Source organism: Mesorhizobium shonense (assembly GCF_040545255.1).
Taxonomy (GTDB): domain Bacteria; phylum Pseudomonadota; class Alphaproteobacteria; order Rhizobiales; family Rhizobiaceae; genus Mesorhizobium; species Mesorhizobium shonense.
Window position 1 is genome coordinate 1 of sequence record NZ_JBEPLM010000002.1, and the last position, 16,320, is coordinate 16,320.

Here is a 16,320-nt window from a genome sequence, read left to right on the forward strand (position 1 = left end):
ATCGCGTCCCCCCATCGAAAGCTTGACCCAAGCACGGCGGTGCTCAGGTGCTCACGGCCGGATACGCACTCCTGCGGTCTTCACCGGATGGGTACTGTCCTTCAAGGTTGTCAGCTGCTGCTGTTGACAATGCTAGCGCCGTTCTCAATGCATTGTGGCTAGCCGATGATCCGGTTTTCAGCATCGAACATCTGCATCAGGTAGATGCAGGGGGATTTTCATAGTCAGCCGGCCGAGTGTACGAATATGCTCGAAGGCGCATCCTGACCGAATAGTTTTTTCACGCGTTCTTTGCCGAGTTTTTCATGCCGCCGGTTCATAGGGTTGTTGAGGCTCGTGCCGAAAGCCGCGATTGGTGCGCCAGGCTGCGCAAAATCGTCTCTCCAAACAGAAAACCGGCCATCAACGCATTGTGCGAATAGAACGCCGGCTTGCCAGAACGTGGTGGGATCGTTGGTGTCGCACATGATCTTGTACCAGTGACGCGCCCAGCTATCGCTCCGATAGGCAGCGCTCGCCGCCGCGTATGCTTTACCGGGCAGACCCGCTGTATGCTTATAATTCTCCAGTATCCGGTCGTTGCGATGGCTCTGGTTGCAGAATCCGGCAACCATAATCCCGCGCGCTATTTCGGCTGGCTCGGGCCGCGTGAGCTTTTCATCGACGTAAGATTCAAGCAATGACACCTGACCGCATTGCAGAGCGGAGAATACTTCCACCGCCATGGCCTGATCGGTAGCGGCGCCGTCAAGCCGCTTCATACGCAATGCGTCGAGCACCGGCGAGTTGCCACCCGTCCAAGCACTCATTGACCCAAGATCGATGCCGCTCTTGCCGAACGTGAAACGAACCAACGGGCGGCTATGAGCTGTTCGCTCAAAGAGCGCCGCACTCTTCTTCGCGTCAGTATCGGCAATCGCGCCAGCGAGAAGCAGAATGAGATTGTGCACGGCAGGGAGCTTGGCGTCACTAAGGTCCATGAAGAGGTTATACCATCGGACTGCAACTGCAGGATCGGCAGCGACGATCGCCGCAAATTGCTCTTGAGTCAGGTGGTCGAGAATGATGTGCGCCTTTGCTGCTGTGAGATCTCCCCTGAAAGCCAGGAACGCATCGTAATTGCGGTTTTGCCGCTCGCGGAATTCGTCGTTACTCTCCGAAAACCGCCTGAAAAAATCTTTTGGAGATGCCGGAGTCAATTCCCGCTCCGAAACAGAAAAGCGTACCGGCTCCTCGGAAGTTGCATCCTCTGCTTCCACTTCGATTTCGGGGGCAATCAATTCGTCCGGCAGGCCGGCGGCAAAGCTGATTGAAGCATCAATGCGGCGTGCGATTTCCAGCAGCGCGGGACCCTTGAGCATCGACGCTGCGCGCCCATAAAGACGCGGGGAGATCCGGTTCAGAACTTTGCTTCCATCGGCCAAATTCGCTTCCGCAGCTTCCAGCAATGCAAAGGAGCCGTACCAGCTCTCGAAACTATCTTTGCCCTCCACGCGGCTGCTTTCCCAGTCGCTCTCTGCGACAGCTTTTAGGAGATCTGGATGCTTGGAACGGGCAGCCAGGCCGAGCGCGCTGCCACGAAGCTGCTCCGACTTCGATGAAATCAATGCTGAGGCGAAGTTGCATGCCTTGTCCGAGAGGTCAGCGCCGGTTGCAGCCGCAATCTCAAGCAGGAGATGCTGCTCATGTTCCGCACCACGGGACAAAACGTCATCTACGAAACGGTCGAAGGTCTGCGCATCCGCCGCCTTAGTCTCATTGATCAGCTCAACAAGAAGTGGCTCGTCGTTCGTCGTTGCCAATAGAATTGCGATCTGCTCCACGACGTCAAGGAAGGGAAAGGCGACGATCAGTTCGTACTGCAGCATGATGCCTTCTTCCTTTGGCAGCCCTTGTGCATCGCCTGTCGCCCGTGCGGTTCTCCATTTTTCGACCAGCGCGCGCGCCAGTTCTTCCGTGACGAGTGCGCCGTGTTCGCGCAGCTCCAGCAGCCCTTGCCGAAGTGGCATGCCCGTTCGTTTCGCAACATCCTCTGCAAACTCACGATGCTTCTCGGTGGCATTGTCCGATGCAAACCGCGCCATGACTGGCCGATCCTTGACAAACGCGTGATCCTGCGGCGTTTGGCCCATACCCTGCCGAAGGGCGGTCGCATCAAGACTCCGATAGCGCTGGATGGTTTCGCCCAGGTCAGCCGGGACGGTTGCCAACGGATCGCAGGGTTCGATTATTTCTCCCGCACGACGAAATTCTGGCGGCAGTGGGTGGTCTTTGGTCAGTTCCTCATAGAGCGCGCTTGCCGTTCGATCGTCTTCCGGATTGCCCGTTGCACGTAGAACGCGTAGCCGTGCCCACTTGCCTGTTTTTGATACGGTATCAGCGGAAAGATCCTTGCAGGCCTGCAGCAATGCGGTACGCGTCTTCGACCAATCCCGGCGATTCAGGCCGATAAGGGCGAGGAAGTCCTTGGTTGGCACCTGGTAGCCACCGTTGAGAGCGTTGGCGAAACTCCAGTCGGTCAGGGCATCCGCGAAAGGCTCAAGGTCCTTGCCTGCCAGTAGTACAAACGCGAGCCGTGATAGCGCATCCAGTTCACCGTCTGTCTCAATCAGGCGACTCCGACGGCTTTTTTCCGCAGGAGAGAGAGCGGAGAGATTGTCGTCAATTTCCCGCTGCCGCTTTGCACGCTCTTGTGCAACTTTATCCTTAGAGTCGTGACGTGCACTGGTGTACATCCGGCGTTCCGGCAAAAGCGAGTATGCGCGCAGCCATCGCCGCACTTCATCTTTGACCTTTGCCCAGACTGCGCTCGATTTCGCGGCCTCAACTAGCGCGGCCTGTATCCAGTCAAAGTTTGGCTGATGCCCGCCCTGCAAGCTGAGTTCGCGGGCCGTCGCGGCGAGCGCCAGCGGTCTTGCCCTGGCGAAGCTGACCAGCGCAGAAAGGGCATCTGACGGCGGATTCTGAAGCTCGGAAAATCCCTTGATGAGCGCGCGCGCAATCTCCGGCGAATACTCATCGTCGTCAGCCGCGCATACCGTGATTGCCGCTATGACGGCGCTGGCCGTTTTGTCCAGCGCTTCGATTGGCTCAAGAACTTCCTTCAGAGCGTCGTCGAGGCTGCGATCGTTGCGCTCGGCTTTGCGCAGATTTTCGAGAATGGATAGCCCAAGGGCCAATGTCAGCCCTTCATCTCTAAGTTCGTATTTTTTTGGCTCTCCAGGGACAGCGCGATAGAAACGGCCTTCGCTTACGGCTGAAACTTCAGAATCGAAGATACGCAGATCGTCTCTAACCTGAGCGGTGGCCCGCTCCGATAGCGTTTTTGCTTGTCCGCGCAGATGCGCAATGAAATCGACGGAATGTTCGCCAAAGTCATCTTTGACGCCTGCCATGATGTGCTCGAACAGCAGGCGGTCGACATTGAGCTCTTCGAAGGCAGCGATGTCATCGCCGAAAACCTCAAGCGCAATTGAAAGAAGGCGCGGATTCCGCAGGAACTCCGCAACAGACGGATTAAGCTTGTTCACCGGGACATTGCGCCGTTTGAGTATCTGATCCCGTTCGGCCGTGCTCCATTTGGAAACTGTGACCTCTTTGGCTGGAAAAGTCAGAGCTTTCTTGACGCGAGTGCCGAAGTAGTGCGAACGCACCGTGAATATGACGAGCCCGCCACGCCGGTTCAGATAGGTGGCGAAATTGCTGATGATCCTGCCCCATGCCCGACCCGGGCGCTGATTGATCCCGTCAATGACAAGAACTAGACGCGGCCGTGACGGCTTGTCGTCGGTCTTCCAAGCCTTCAGTCGGCGCCGCCAGCGGATTGCGCTCTCTTCGCTTTTTACATCGCCTGTCTGGGCGATGAGCTTTGCGATCAGCAGCGCCTCTATATCGTCCTGTGTAGCCGCGTCGGAAAAATCGTCCGGCGTTGCAAACACTAGAAGCGGTTTCTCTAGCTGTGCGAGCCACGACTGGATGACGATCCATGACTTTCCGCAGCCTTCCTCGCCATGTACGCAGACAACGTCATCGTTCGGCGCGTCCGAGAAGTATGGGCTGAGAATATTGACCAGATCGTCGCGGCCCAAAACCGTGACCGCCGTATCGTTTGGTGCGAGGGGCTGGCCGAGTTCGCTGCGCGCCGCCGCCTTAGTTGATAGTGTCTCTTCGAACCATTCCGCGTTGGCTGCTTTTGCCATCGCCGTGGCCATCGCCGGCGCATCCAGATTTCTGCGAATCGCTTCTTCGTGGCGCGAGTACTGACCATCGGCCCGAATAGCAGGCAGTGCAGCAGATGCCTTCTTTCGCGCATCGTCCGATTTGAGATTGGCTTTCAGAAAATCATCGACCTTGCCGCCGCCCATTGCGAGCGCCACGGCTAGGCGAGGAAAATCAGAAGGAACCCAGTCCAGGATCTGCACGCTAATGCCTTCTTTGGCGCCGTCGGCACGCAGATCATCTGCAAGCTGGCTCGGGACCGTGCAGGTTGCGCCAAGCACCCAGACAAGATCGGCGTGGTCGTTATGTCGGACGAGATCGGGGATTTTCGAGAGAACGTCTTTTCGCGGCAGGTCGTTCGTGTAGAGCTTCCCCTCAAACGCCACTGCGCCTTCAAAGGCAGACTTGCCGTCTATCCCGCGCTGATAACCGCTACTGGCGAGCCTGAACGGAATGCCGGTAATTGCATTGAGGGTGACGGCGATCAGACCCTCGAAACCATCGTCACCCGTCGCCTTTAGCTCTGCCAGGGCGGCACTCAGATTTTCGATGTGCGTCTCAAGAACTGATGGCATTTTACCTTCTTCTTCTGGCGTTCTTACGGCTTCGCCAGCGGCAGCCTAGCGATGTGCGCATCGATCGATCGGGTGACATTTTCGGCATGCGGCAGGTGATTTAGCTTAACGCATAACGGCGTCTTAATGATAAGTTTTTGCGCATAAAGTTCGAGCGGACCTCGGTTTGAACGGAGATCAAGCGGGGAAAAGGTCAGGCAGCGCTCCACCTAATCGGGCCGATCAAGCTTAGCTGAGGCCAATCAGGCCGAGCAGCCTTTTCCAGAGCCGGGCCCACCAGCGGGATCTACGATTCAGGTCGCGGTAGTAGGCCTCACGTCGACCGTGGTCGGATTTGAGTGCTGCCACGGTTTGTGCGGCACTCATGGCGCGAAGCCATTCCACCCGGCCGTCTGTGATAAAATAGTGCGAGCGGCATGGCAGTTGCCCGCTGCCGATCGAGGGCCGAATGGTAGGCTTGCCGTTTCGCTCCTTGATTGTCCACCCGGCCGGACCGAGCGAGACCGGCACCTTGCTCCCGCAGCCGCATGCGCAGAGGTGCATGGCGATCTTGTACTCCTCGGAGACGTAAAGGACGCCCGGCTCCAGCACCGCGGGAACATAGTGGACCTTTGCCAGCCGGAACTCCGTCACGCTTCAGGCTCCACAAAGAGGCGTGGTAGGGCGGTGTTCATCAGCAGATGGTATGCCGGCAGCGCCTGCGCGTAAAACCCGCAATGCTGCTTGTAAGCGAGCATCGCCATGCTCGCGTTCAGGGCGTTCAGCTCGGCGATCTGGATGTTGGTGCGGTATTCGTTGCCGGGCGGGTCGGTCAGGGGCACCAGGCCTTTGGCTCGGATTTCTGACGCATTCTCCGGCTTCAGCAGGGTAGTGCGGATCATCCCGGCGAGTGCGCCGTTCTGGCGAACGAGCCCCATACCGACATCAACGAAGGGAATGCCGAGACGAATGAGAAGGTCGAAGATCTCTGCACGCGCCGTTCCGCTGTCAACGCACACGAACGCGAAGGTCACGCCCGCGAAATCGACCTCGCAACCGCTGTCGATGGCTTTCGTTTCTAGGCGTAGCCCCTTGCGGAAGTTCTCGTAGCGGGCTTGGTAGACCTCGGCCTTCGATTTGCCGAGCTCCTCCGCCAGAAGGCGACCGGGTGAGCGGAATGCATTGTGAACGTGGAAGGGCTTCGGGTCATATCCCCTGATTTCGAGGACGTTAGTCTTCACGAGGTAGTCTAAGACATAGGCGCCGGTCCCCCCTAAGCCGATGATGGCGGTGATCTCCGTGGCGAACTTGGCGGCGAGGTCGCCTATCAGGGCCCGGCTCGTCAGCGTGTCACGAAAATGGAAGACGCTTTCAGGGCCGGCGTCCTCGTCGACGTTGAACGTGAAGGGGTTGGCGTCGGGGTATTTGTGGATGGCGGGCCCCGAAAGGATCGACAGGTAGTGCTCGAACTTAACGAAAAAGTCCGGGAGGCCGCCGGGAGGCTTGTTGGAGAACGACCGCTGCACCACAACGTCGTTCTTTGCGAGCGTCACGGTGGCAGCACCGCCGCCAAGCATCGGAATAGGTTTTCCGTCAAGGCCATGGGGCACGCCGCCCGCAAAAAAGACCTGATGGTCCTCGGGTCGAACCCGCGTTCCGTCGATATCTTTGATGATGCTAACAATCGCACCCCAACATAGACCGCCCTCGGCGTCGAGGTACGCGATGTCCCTGGCGACAAGGTAATTGCTGTCGAGCCGGAGCGCGTAGCCCCGGTCGATCAGCTTTTGGATGTCGGGATTATGACTCGCTAGTTGGAAGAACATGGAAGTCCATTCCGTCCTTTGCTTTGACCGAGCCGCCCGGCGACAGCGTACCCTCCTTGGGCTTGTCGCCGCGGGTGTAGGTCACCGAGTAGACCGTCTGCGGATGCTGCGGGTAGGTCGGGTCGAAGTAGGTCACCACCTCCGCGTACGTCAGATCATCATTCTTCGGCACGGTATGAGGGGTGCCGTTCACCACAATGGTGATGGTCTTGTCGTGACCATCCTTCTTGTCGTCGTTCGTCATCTTAGGGTTCCTTCTGTTAGCCCTTGGGAGGGTAGGGGTCGTTGCCGTAGGAGTTGGAATCGCGGATCTGCCCGTTGGGCCGATGGATCACCACCTCGCTCTGCTGGTTGATGGCGATGTCGCGGGCGGCATCGATAGCGCTGGCCTGGGTAGGATGCAGCGACGTGGCCCGCTCATTGCCGGCACCCAGAACGGCCCATTGGCCATTACGCGGTACCACATGTTGATTTTTGCCCATTTCGATCTCCATTTAGTTGAGCGAATTTACAACATCGTAAAGATAAATCTTACGGACGCTTGCGTCAACTCCCCCATTATGGTTTTGTGGTGTATTATCGGACGGCGCGTCACAAACGGGGCGCGCCGCCATGATTCATGGAGAATGGTTGATGGTAGAATTGGCGGTAAAGCTTAAGCAGCTCAGGATGCGGAGCGGAAAGTCCCTCCAGGACGTTGCCGACGCAGTCGGCGCCTCCAAGGCGCACATCTGGGATCTTGAACGGGGTGCGAGCAAAAACCCGTCCCTGACGCTGCTGAAGAGCCTTGCCGACTACTACAAGATCGGCATCGCCGACCTCGTTGGCGAAAATCCGTCGGCCGAGCAGGAAGAGCCGGAGCTGGTGGCACTCTATCGCAATCTTAGAGAGCTTTCGCCGGCCGACCGTGAGACCATCCAGATCCTAATGGAGCGGCTGAAGGCGAGCCGCAACAAGCCATGAATATAAACCGCATCGACCTCGCCGACGCGGCCAGTCCTGAACGCCTTGTCCTCGAGATTCTAAAGCACGAGCCGACGCTGGCAATCCCCATACCGATCAAAGAGCTTTGCCTGCGCCTCGATATTCTTGAAATTGTGCCGCTTACGACAGATGGCTACGAGGGTGGCCTGCTCACCTCCTCGGACAAGTTCAACGGCACAATTCTCTTTAATGAGGCAAGCCCCAGGCCGCGGCGTCGGTTCACCATCGCCCACGAACTTGGGCACTTCCTCATGCCGTCGCACCTCCCGTCTTCAGACGGCCGGTTTCTCTGCAAGCTCCAGGACATGATGGCGCTCAAGGGCGGGGAAACCGACAAGCGCCTCAAAATGGAGGTGGAGGCCAATCGGTTTGCGTCGCAGATACTGATGCCACCGCCGAAATTCCGGGTAGATGCAGCTGCCAGCAAAGATCCGGAGCTCGGGCATCTGTGTTCGATCGCCAAGAAGTACGACGTCAGCAGAGAGGCGGCAGGCCGTGCTTACGTGCGGTTTCGCGACGAGCCCGTCGCTCTGGTGGTGACGCAGAACGGGAAAGTGCTGCGCGATTATCGGGATCCACTGAAGTTCCCCAATCTCTCTGCGGCACGTGGAAGAATGGTCTCCGACCATTCGCTGCTGCGCCGTCGCAAGCACGAAATGGGCGTTCCCAGTGCTATTGACGAAACTGACGCCGGCGTTTGGACCACAGTCGAGAGAGGCCGCAAGCCGGCTCCCCTTTACGAGCAGGTCCTGCTCCAGCGAGACGGCTTTGCGCTCATCATGCTGTCACGGGACGCAGTCTCCGGCGATGACGAGGAGGCGGACGACGAAGCGGAAATGACCTCGGCAGAGCGGCTCAAGCGCCGCCTGCATTCCGATCGATAAGTCACGACTTAGAAGAGGCATGCCACATGCAATCGAGAGCATCCCCGAAGGGGAGCAGGCGACTTGGCGAGCGCCTGAGACCGAGACTTTCTTACACAAATCCTTGCACATGAACCAGAAAAATGCCAAATAGCGCTTTGTAACAAGATGATTCAAAATTCGGTTTCCAAAACCGCACGTCGTAGGTTCGATAACAGTAGTAGATGAGAAACTTAAGAATCTAGTTAGACGCGCAGACCGATCAGCCCTATTCTATGGCCTGTTCCGTCCGCGCCGACAGATCGTGCTGCAGTTTGCGGATCTGATTGGGACTGTAACCACGGTGGAGCAAGAGCGCGGTCAGATAAAGTTCGATCGCATGGATCGCGCCGACAACCTGAACGGCGCGGGTAAGGGGCTTGCGGGTCGGCCTTGCTGAAGCAGTAGGTTTGCCGCTTTGCGGTACTCTTCCGGCAGTTCGTCAATCTGCTGCGGGGATGCCAACTCCCCCGGATATTTGCGTTCTTCGATCGCCACTTCCGTCGCCCCTTACCGTCTGCGGTAGTAACAGTCCCATCTCGCGGTAACGATATGTTCAGCCAATACCTGGGTACAGCCGTGGGAACCAGCGCTCTACGACGGTGATGGGCAACCCCAGGCGCACGGGTCCCTTTTCAGTATCCGACACCAGCACGCCGGCAGCGAGCAACTTGGAAAGGACCGTCCGCGCTTGGCGGTCTTGATAGCCGGTGAGGGCAGCAGCCTGTCCGCGGGGGTATTCGCCTGCCATCACGGCCTCGCGCAGCAACGGCCAGCTGCCTTTTAAGAGACGGCCAGCCCGAATCTCCTCGTTGACCCAGACCTCGATTCTGCCGAGGAGTTCGGCAGGTTCGAACAGGCCTTCCATAAACGTCACCTGATCAATGCAGGTGCGGAGGAAAAACGCGCAGAATTCCTCAAGCCCGCTGAGGGTAAGCGAGCCGCGGCCGTCCAAATCGCCACGACGCGGTTCGTCGGCGGCCTGCAGTCTGGCTTTGTATTCGCCGACTTGGCGGGCGAGCCCCCGGGCTACTGACCAGAGACTGGAGCCGACGTTGAGTTCGCACAGCCATGCGTAGGAAAACAACCTGGCGACACGGCCGTTGCCATCAAGGAAGGGGTGTATCCATACCAGCCGGTGGTGTGCTGCAGCGCAGCCGATGATCCTGCGCAGCCGTGTCAGATGCTTGGATTGATAGGCTTCAACAAAGCGCTTCAGGAAGTTCTCGATATCGTCAGGGTCGGGCGGTATGTGGAGACCGACTTGGACGTGATTTTTCCGCAGTTCGCCCGGAACGACCGGCAGTTTTGCGCCAGTGGCGGGGTTTGTTACCCACAGGAGTTCTTCAGGAAGTCTGCTGCAGAACTCCCGGTGAACCCAAAGCAGGAATTCGATGGAGACAACGGGTGCTGGTCCGGCACCTTCGTCGACGAGGCGCTGCACGTCGATATGGGCCTGAGCTTCAATTTGCAGGTTGCGGCGTTTGGCATCGTTCGCATAATCACCCTTGAGAGCGCGGTCGATGTCGATTGGGTGGGTATCGTGGCCTTCGATGAGGTTCGAGTAGTAGCAGTTCATTGCCCGGACGAGATTGCCGAGGCTGTCCCGTAGGACGGGATGGATACGACCACCGAGGCGGCTTGCCCTGTCCACCAATTCGGTGGCCAGTTCCTCGAGAACATGCTTATAATCCTCAGGAAGCAGCGGTTCCATAAGTGCTGTAGATGCCATTTTTTGCCGATCCTTTTGCCGGTCGAATCGTAGTCGGAACATAGAGATAAGGCAAACGGATAGATCGAACATTGCCGATATTTTTGCCGATTTGGGAAGCAGATCTATGCAGCTCCGTCGTATCCACCTTGGCCTAGTGCGGCGCTCCCCCTCCAGGAGATATCGATAAAGGTCGTTTCGTGTGGGGCTAACGTCCGACAATCGACAGCCATGATCACGGTTTAGTAACCGGCAAAAAAAGAGATCGGCTGGTATACAACAAGCTCGTTCGCAGGATGACCAGCGCCGGGTCTGTTCACCAGGTATCAGATTCCACGAGGTGGACCTGGTCCCCGGGCACAGTGGCCTGGCACGAAGATGCAGGCCGTAGGATGAATGCAAGAGACTTTCATGACGAAATCGTCGAGCCGACCCTCAAGGAATTTGACGCCGATTTCGGTAGCAGGCGGCGCGCCTTTCTTGCCGTTGCTGTCGTTGATTCTCTGGTTGCGCATATCTATGCGGAAGCGACGCAGAACAACATCGACCCATTCGACTTCCTCGGGGGGCGCTACGTTAGACGAAGCCAGAACTCGAATGGCAAAGTCGTCGAAAAAGATATCGACATCACAGACTTCGATGAAACAAACGGTCAAGGCGTCGTGTTCACGACAGCAGTGTCATCCGATCAGCGAAATGACAGCTACTTCCGCCAGCGGATTGCAGATGGTTGCGACGCATTTCGGCTCATCCGAGACCTAGCGAAGGCGAACAAGCATGCCGAACTTGTCAAGCACAAGCCGCTGGTTTCATCGTCGGATCAGGCGATTTCAAAGCCGATGGGTTATGGACTGGGCAGGTACGGAAAGGGGCGTTTTGGCGGTGTCCCACAGATGATGATCCGGCTCAATGCCCCCAGCAAAAACCCGACGACCGGAAAGGAAGAACCCGAGGAGGTCTATTTTGAACACGTGCTGCACGAAGCCTATTGCGTGGTAACTGATCTTCTAGGCGTGTTGGACCGGCGGCGAGGGCGTGAGCCGCGCGAATACGCTTGGCAGCCGCCAACGAACAGGAACTTTAACACCCCCATGCCAATCAAGATTGTTCCTCCACACCGTAGTGGGGCCGACATGAATGCCTTGGCGGATCGCCTGCTACCGTTGGCGGTAGTATGCATTCCATGCAAGCCCGATGTCAGCAAATGACCATTCCCGCCGTTTGCCGTAGGCAGGACTTTGGCGGGTAGGGCATCCGGACAGTCCGGTTTCCCGCTGGAACTTCATGAACCACGCCGTGGAGTTCGGCTTGCCGCGTGCCGTGGGTTGGATCTGGCGGACGATGCCGCTGTGCGCCCAATAGCCTTGTGGTTGGCAAGCGATGCCGGGTCAGCCAGGTAGGCGCGGAGCTTTTGCAGCGATGCGTCCTCTGGGGTCTGGTGCACGTCGGCGCGGAGCTCCCTGACGGCGAGGGCGGCGCCTTGTTTGGCGGCTTCGGTAAACAGTTCGCGCAACTGCGCGTTCGTCAATACCAGCGCTTGCAGGGCTTCCATGAATCTAGCTTTCATTGATGGATTGTCGCGGCTGGAACTCGCCGCCGGTCGATTGCCTCACGGTCCTCAAATGACGTCAAGCCCTATATGCTAAGCAGGGCACCCAGCCTTTCAGTGACCGGTCGCAAGGGATGACGAGGCCAAGGTCGTAGATCATGGTCGTTTCAAGGTTGCCCTTGTGGTCGACGTAGTGGGAGATCGCTTCATTCGACACCCTTGGTCGGTCAGCATCAGCGAAATCGCAATCCGCTTCAGGTCGTAGAGCTGGAAGTACGCCGGCACACCGGGAGGGCCTTGAACCGGTCGAGCCCCTTGCGGAAGTTACCGCGGCTGGGTCTGGTCGGTATGAGACGGGAATAGCAGCTTGCCCTCGGGCCAGCGGAGGCGTTGGGCCTGCACCACGGCGCGGAGACGTCCGGCGCCTGGCTCAGATGACTCTTGGATTGAACGAATCCCGATAACGCACCTCAAAACTGGAGAGAGCTGATTGCATCGAGTGATACCACTTTGGGATTTGCGAGATTTGCGTGCTCGAGCGCAGACAGTATTCGCGTGCGGTTCTGGCCATCTCCTCGAAATCACTGTAACCGACCGCAAGGTGATGCATCATTTCTGCAGCTTTGTCCTCGATGTCCGGCTCGTCGAGGACAACGCCATTAAGCCCATTTACGATCTGCCTCTTCAGACCAAAGGCGGACGATACTACGACGGGTTTGCCTCGGAACAGAGCCTCTGTTGCTGTAAGGCCGAAGCCCTCTTCGCGAGATAGCGCAAATACTCCATGGGCGTTCTGTTGCAGCCGGCCGACGATTTCCGCATTTGCGTCGTGGTCCTTCATCGAGATACAGACCAGATACACGCGCCGCCGCACTTCCTTCGACAATTGAGTGCATAATAGGACGCATTTCTCGAAATACTCCCGTCCTTCAGGATCGTCGGCAACATCCAAAGGATCCGGTCCCGCGATCACCAGACGTGTATCGTAGGCTTCCGCGAGCGCCGTTTTCACAAAGCGATCGTAAGCGGCGATAATCCGGTCAATACCTTTCAGTCCATCCCATCGCGATACATGAAGGAAATACCGTGAGCCGAGAATGTCCTGAAGGGAGGGGGTGGGCTCGAATTCTTGGCTGTTGAACGAAACCGAATGCTCTAGCGTCTGGCCCGCTGGCCCTTCATAATTACGGTTCTTGCTTGAAAATGGGCTGATGGATGGCGGGATGATATCTATGGGCAGATCAGTATCAAAGGCATATTCCTTGGCGCTTAGGACAATGCGTTGGAATTGATGGAGGTATTCGCCCAAGAATTCCCAGATTTTGTCGACTGTCGGGGTGCGCTTCGGATATCCGATGTGGCATCGCCAGATAGCCGGGTGCGGGTGAGATTCAAGGAACTTCGCAGCTGCAACAAGAGGCTGCGGATCATGAATTACCAGAAAGCCATCAGGCCTGATGATCCTTTCCAGCTCCGCAGCGCCTTTCTGCGATGCCTCAAGATAATGCGGGAGCAGATCATTCAAGCCTGCCACGTTGACGTCGTGAAGAGAATTATGAAGCGCTTTGGTGAATTGAAAAAATTGTTCTTCCTTCGGTTTAAAGATGAGCCAACGCACATTAAAACCAAGCTCCCGAAGTAGGCAAATGTGGTGTGGAAGCATTTCGGCCACCCCGCCGCCGAATGCGGTGGAATTTATGTGCCAAATACACCGGCTGCCGATCATGTTACGAGCTTCTCCGGACGAACGAAATAGTTCGTCGAGGAGTTCCTCATAATGGTTTCGCTCCGCCACGTAATGGGCAAGTACCGAGCCTTCTACCAGCACCTCATCAAAAAGTGAGGTGCGGGGTTTCGTTGATACTTTCATTCGTGGCCCCTCCCTTAGGTCTGTGGAGCAGGTTCAACTCAGCTGGTTTGAAAGGAAGCCTCGCCAAAGTTCTCTATCCAGTCCCTTGTGTCAGGATGACCTCTGGCATTGGGGCCGACGCCGACGCAGTCGCAGCCTGCCGCGATCGCCGCTTCAATTCCGGTGGGGGAATCCTCAAAAACCAAGCATCTTTTGCCGGCGATGCCCAGCATTCTCAACAGCGTTTGATAGGGTTGCGGATACGGCTTTCCCTGACTGACGTCCTCGGCTGCAATCATGATCCGCGGCCAGGAGAGTCCAGCCGCCTCAAGGCGGGCAAGGGCCGAAACCCGTGCCGAAGAGGTGACAATAGATCGCCTTTCTGCTGGGATAGAGCTATAGAACTCTACGGCGCCCTCGATCGGTTGCAACAGTCCCATCGCTTGAACTTCGTAATCCGCAATGCGATTTGCCTCGCGTTCTGGCGAGAGACCGGGCGCGATCGCCGCCACCAAATCGACGTCGCGGCGGGCGGCCGACATTCGCACCGCGTTATCCGGAGAGATCCGTTCCTCCCGTGCCCATCGACGGAGTGCGCTTTCGACCACAGCCTCCGAATCTACAAGGGTTCCGTCCAGATCGAAGGCTACGTGATCATAGTCGTCGAGGTGAACATTAACGGTTGCGGTTTTCCTGCGATTTTTCAAGGCTTTCCACCCCATATCAGCCCCAATGATGCTTATTGGAAAGGCCGGCTCTCTCTGTGGTGTGAAATGCCTCCGCGCACTATTCGACCATGGGCTGCGTCAGTGACCTGTGCAGTCATGTCTTCGTCCCAACGGTGTGCCGGCCGCATAGCGGCAAAAAATGCACCGTCCATGGAGCCAGAACCGAGCATCTAAATTGCGCCTTCACCGAGTGACATCGCCATTCGCCTGGCGTTGGCCATGATTGTGTGGGTCGGATTGCTGTTCCCGGCGAAGTTCATAACGGAGCCATCCATCACATGGATGTTGGTCAACCCATGGACCCTGCCGCAGCTGTCCACGACCGAGTTCCTCGGATCACTACCGGCGCGCATCGTGCCGTGCAGGTGGGAGCTGCCTTTTCCCGGGAAATATGGCTCTCGCTCGATGCGGAATGCGCGAAGGTGGCGCAGAATGTCATCCGCGCGGTCGGCGAGAAAATTCCTTCGTGCACGGTCATTTTCCGAGCTTCGGTATTCGAAACGGATATAAGGGGTACCATACTGGTCAGCGGCCTCGTCAAGCGCGACGCGGTTATGCGACCATGGCTCTTCTCCGGCTATGTAGTGTAGGCGCACAACGCCTACGTTCTCATTCGGCAAAGGGAAATTCGCTTCATAAATGAGCCCGCCAAATTTGCATGGCGCGCCGTTATGTTCGTAGAACTCATCGGTATAAACGGTCGAATGCGGTCCCCAGTGCGGAGCAAATGCATCGGAGCCCCCATCGGCTCGCTCCATGTAGCCGACGGAGTAGCCGCCAATCTTGAACGAGAGGCCGCGTCCAACGAGGCCGGATTCGTTTCCTATTCCCTTCGGTGCATGGTCACTCTTCGACCGGAGCATCAATGCCGCTGTTTGTATCGCGTTTGCGCAGACGATGACCCTTTCAATTGGGATCCTGATCAGTTCCGATGAGAGCGGCACATAGCACTCAAGGGCTCCTGCCCGACCGTCGTTCTGCATTTGGATCCGGTTGACGAAACAGCCGTATAGAACCGAGATTGTCCCTGGCAGGGCGGAGTCATCCAAAATGTTTCTTGCAAGCACTGATGCTCTCGCATCCGTAGGGCACGCCAGTTCATCGCAAGCCGAACAATTGATGCATCCCTTATTGGTCCCTGGCGGCCTGATTGCCAGTGGGATGGTTTTTGATCTTATGCCGAGTTCCTGCATTGCATTGGATAACATCAGCCCACGCGGACTGGCTGGATACGATGGAAACCCATTCGCGCCACTGATCTCCAAGAGGTGCTCGATCTCCAAATAGTAGGGCTCGAGCTCCTCGACGGTAATCGGCCAGTCAATCGCCATGTCAGTCGTAAGATATTGGGAAGCTGACAGATCTGCTTGTCGGTATCTGAACGTTATCGCGTTGTAGAACCCCATCCCCCCGCCGACGCAGCACGCTGTCCAGGGGTTGCCATCGGCGTGGCCATTGGAAGTGAGTGCCTTGCTGTAGGCCGCTTGATGAGGCCCGAGCATGGCGCCAGGACAAGCCGGGCCTCCATATTCCAGGACGGCCACATGGCATCCCTTTTCCGCAAGTGTCCGGGCGACGATCGATCCAGATGGCCCGGAGCCGATAACAACCGCATCGAAGTTTGTGTAATTACACACGTGCGCTGCAATGTGTCTGATGTCCGTCACGGGTAATAGTCTCCTGTGAGGTTTGTGGTAGCGGGCCAGCGGGCGGTGTTCGCGATTGACATCAGGAGGTGCTTTATACGGGCCGCGTAGTGGGGGGCGGCGATGGCTGCCGGGCCATTGGCTGGGTGGCGGCAGTTGACGAAGAGGCCGTCGTAGGTGGATGCATCCGGAAGAGTAGCGGCGGCGGCATTGGCGGGGTGACCATGAAACGTCTTCTCCGTTTCAGTGACGTGGTGCGGATGACAGCGCATTTACTGTGCCAACGAGAAACCGTTTTAACTCAATCCGATGCTTGTACTCTGGTAGTCGCATTTCCAACATTGTCGGACATT

Annotated in this window: 13 protein-coding genes; 3 read left to right on the forward strand and 10 right to left on the reverse strand. The window is 57.3% G+C overall.

Going from position 1 to position 16,320, the window contains the following annotated elements:
* Positions 1–224: 224 nt before the first annotated feature.
* The 5 genes from ABID26_RS05505 to ABID26_RS05525 all read right to left on the reverse strand — a co-directional run bounded on the left by ABID26_RS05505 (position 225) and on the right by ABID26_RS05525 (position 7,080).
* The gene (locus tag ABID26_RS05505) at positions 225–4,793 is read right to left on the reverse strand and encodes an NACHT domain-containing protein (RefSeq protein ID WP_354414263.1); all 4,569 of its coding nucleotides are present in this window, start codon (positions 4,791–4,793) and stop codon (positions 225–227) included.
* Positions 4,794–5,021: 228 nt separating this feature from the next.
* Positions 5,022–5,426, reverse strand: a complete 405-nt coding sequence (locus tag ABID26_RS05510) for a DUF6527 family protein (RefSeq protein ID WP_354414265.1) — start codon at positions 5,424–5,426, stop codon at positions 5,022–5,024.
* Positions 5,423–6,598, reverse strand: coding sequence for a ThiF family adenylyltransferase (locus tag ABID26_RS05515; RefSeq protein ID WP_354414268.1), 1,176 nt, complete (start codon positions 6,596–6,598; stop codon positions 5,423–5,425). Before ABID26_RS05515 ends, ABID26_RS05510 begins: the two co-directional genes overlap by 4 nt.
* Positions 6,573–6,842 (reverse strand): multiubiquitin domain-containing protein, encoded by a 270-nt coding sequence (locus tag ABID26_RS05520; RefSeq protein WP_354414270.1) that lies wholly within the window; start codon positions 6,840–6,842, stop codon positions 6,573–6,575. Before ABID26_RS05520 ends, ABID26_RS05515 begins: the two co-directional genes overlap by 26 nt.
* A 16-nt stretch (positions 6,843–6,858) precedes the next feature.
* Positions 6,859–7,080: a DUF2188 domain-containing protein gene (locus ABID26_RS05525; RefSeq protein WP_041010649.1), complete on the reverse strand. Its 222-nt coding sequence runs from the start codon at positions 7,078–7,080 to the stop codon at positions 6,859–6,861.
* Between the two features lie 151 nt (positions 7,081–7,231).
* Here ABID26_RS05525 and ABID26_RS05530 point away from each other — a divergent pair, with 151 nt between their 5' ends.
* Together ABID26_RS05530 and ABID26_RS05535 are read left to right on the forward strand one after the other, a co-directional pair.
* Positions 7,232–7,561 (forward strand): helix-turn-helix domain-containing protein, encoded by a 330-nt coding sequence (locus tag ABID26_RS05530; protein WP_354414274.1) that lies wholly within the window; start codon positions 7,232–7,234, stop codon positions 7,559–7,561.
* Positions 7,558–8,466, forward strand: coding sequence for an ImmA/IrrE family metallo-endopeptidase (locus ABID26_RS05535; protein WP_354414276.1), 909 nt, complete (start codon positions 7,558–7,560; stop codon positions 8,464–8,466). The genes ABID26_RS05530 and ABID26_RS05535 overlap by 4 nt, the downstream gene beginning before the upstream one ends.
* 574 nt (positions 8,467–9,040) lie before the next feature.
* Here the strand turns inward: ABID26_RS05535 and ABID26_RS05540 are convergent.
* Entirely contained in the window at positions 9,041–10,216 is a 1,176-nt protein-coding gene (locus ABID26_RS05540; RefSeq protein ID WP_354414278.1) for a Fic family protein, read from the reverse strand.
* 371 nt (positions 10,217–10,587) lie between these two features.
* On the opposite strand from ABID26_RS05540, the gene ABID26_RS05545 reads away from it, so the two are divergent.
* Positions 10,588–11,403 (forward strand): hypothetical protein, encoded by an 816-nt coding sequence (locus ABID26_RS05545; RefSeq protein WP_354414280.1) that lies wholly within the window; start codon positions 10,588–10,590, stop codon positions 11,401–11,403.
* 74 nt (positions 11,404–11,477) lie between these two features.
* Here ABID26_RS05545 and ABID26_RS05550 read toward each other — a convergent pair whose 3' ends face one another.
* The 4 genes from ABID26_RS05550 to ABID26_RS05565 all read right to left on the reverse strand — a co-directional run bounded on the left by ABID26_RS05550 (position 11,478) and on the right by ABID26_RS05565 (position 15,988).
* Positions 11,478–11,747 (reverse strand): hypothetical protein, encoded by a 270-nt coding sequence (locus ABID26_RS05550; RefSeq protein ID WP_354414283.1) that lies wholly within the window; start codon positions 11,745–11,747, stop codon positions 11,478–11,480.
* A 427-nt stretch (positions 11,748–12,174) separates the two neighbouring features.
* Positions 12,175–13,614, reverse strand: a complete 1,440-nt coding sequence (locus ABID26_RS05555) for a glycosyltransferase (RefSeq protein ID WP_354414286.1) — start codon at positions 13,612–13,614, stop codon at positions 12,175–12,177.
* Positions 13,615–13,652: 38 nt separating this feature from the next.
* Positions 13,653–14,300 carry an HAD-IA family hydrolase gene (locus ABID26_RS05560; RefSeq protein ID WP_354414288.1) on the reverse strand — a complete coding sequence of 216 codons (648 nt, stop codon included), beginning with the start codon at positions 14,298–14,300 and terminating at the stop codon, positions 13,653–13,655.
* Between the two features lie 191 nt (positions 14,301–14,491).
* Complete coding sequence (locus tag ABID26_RS05565; protein ID WP_354414289.1) at positions 14,492–15,988, reverse strand: GMC family oxidoreductase; 1,497 nt, start codon at positions 15,986–15,988, stop codon at positions 14,492–14,494.
* Positions 15,989–16,320: the final 332 nt, after the last annotated feature.

What these genes read in the sequence shown, in the direction of transcription:
- ABID26_RS05505 (WP_354414263.1), bottom strand. Translation starts at nt 4,793, where the DNA reads ATGCCATCAGTTCTTGAGACGCACATCGAAAATCTGAGTGCCGCCCTG.
- ABID26_RS05515 (WP_354414268.1), bottom strand. Translation starts at nt 6,598, where the DNA reads ATGTTCTTCCAACTAGCGAGTCATAATCCCGACATCCAAAAGCTGATC.
- ABID26_RS05520 (WP_354414270.1), bottom strand. Translation starts at nt 6,842, where the DNA reads ATGACGAACGACGACAAGAAGGATGGTCACGACAAGACCATCACCATT.
- ABID26_RS05525 (WP_041010649.1), bottom strand. Translation starts at nt 7,080, where the DNA reads ATGGGCAAAAATCAACATGTGGTACCGCGTAATGGCCAATGGGCCGTT.
- ABID26_RS05530 (WP_354414274.1), top strand. Translation starts at nt 7,232, where the DNA reads ATGGTAGAATTGGCGGTAAAGCTTAAGCAGCTCAGGATGCGGAGCGGA.
- ABID26_RS05535 (WP_354414276.1), top strand. Translation starts at nt 7,558, where the DNA reads ATGAATATAAACCGCATCGACCTCGCCGACGCGGCCAGTCCTGAACGC.
- ABID26_RS05540 (WP_354414278.1), bottom strand. Translation starts at nt 10,216, where the DNA reads ATGGCATCTACAGCACTTATGGAACCGCTGCTTCCTGAGGATTATAAG.
- ABID26_RS05545 (WP_354414280.1), top strand. Translation starts at nt 10,588, where the DNA reads ATGAATGCAAGAGACTTTCATGACGAAATCGTCGAGCCGACCCTCAAG.
- ABID26_RS05550 (WP_354414283.1), bottom strand. Translation starts at nt 11,747, where the DNA reads ATGGAAGCCCTGCAAGCGCTGGTATTGACGAACGCGCAGTTGCGCGAA.
- ABID26_RS05555 (WP_354414286.1), bottom strand. Translation starts at nt 13,614, where the DNA reads ATGAAAGTATCAACGAAACCCCGCACCTCACTTTTTGATGAGGTGCTG.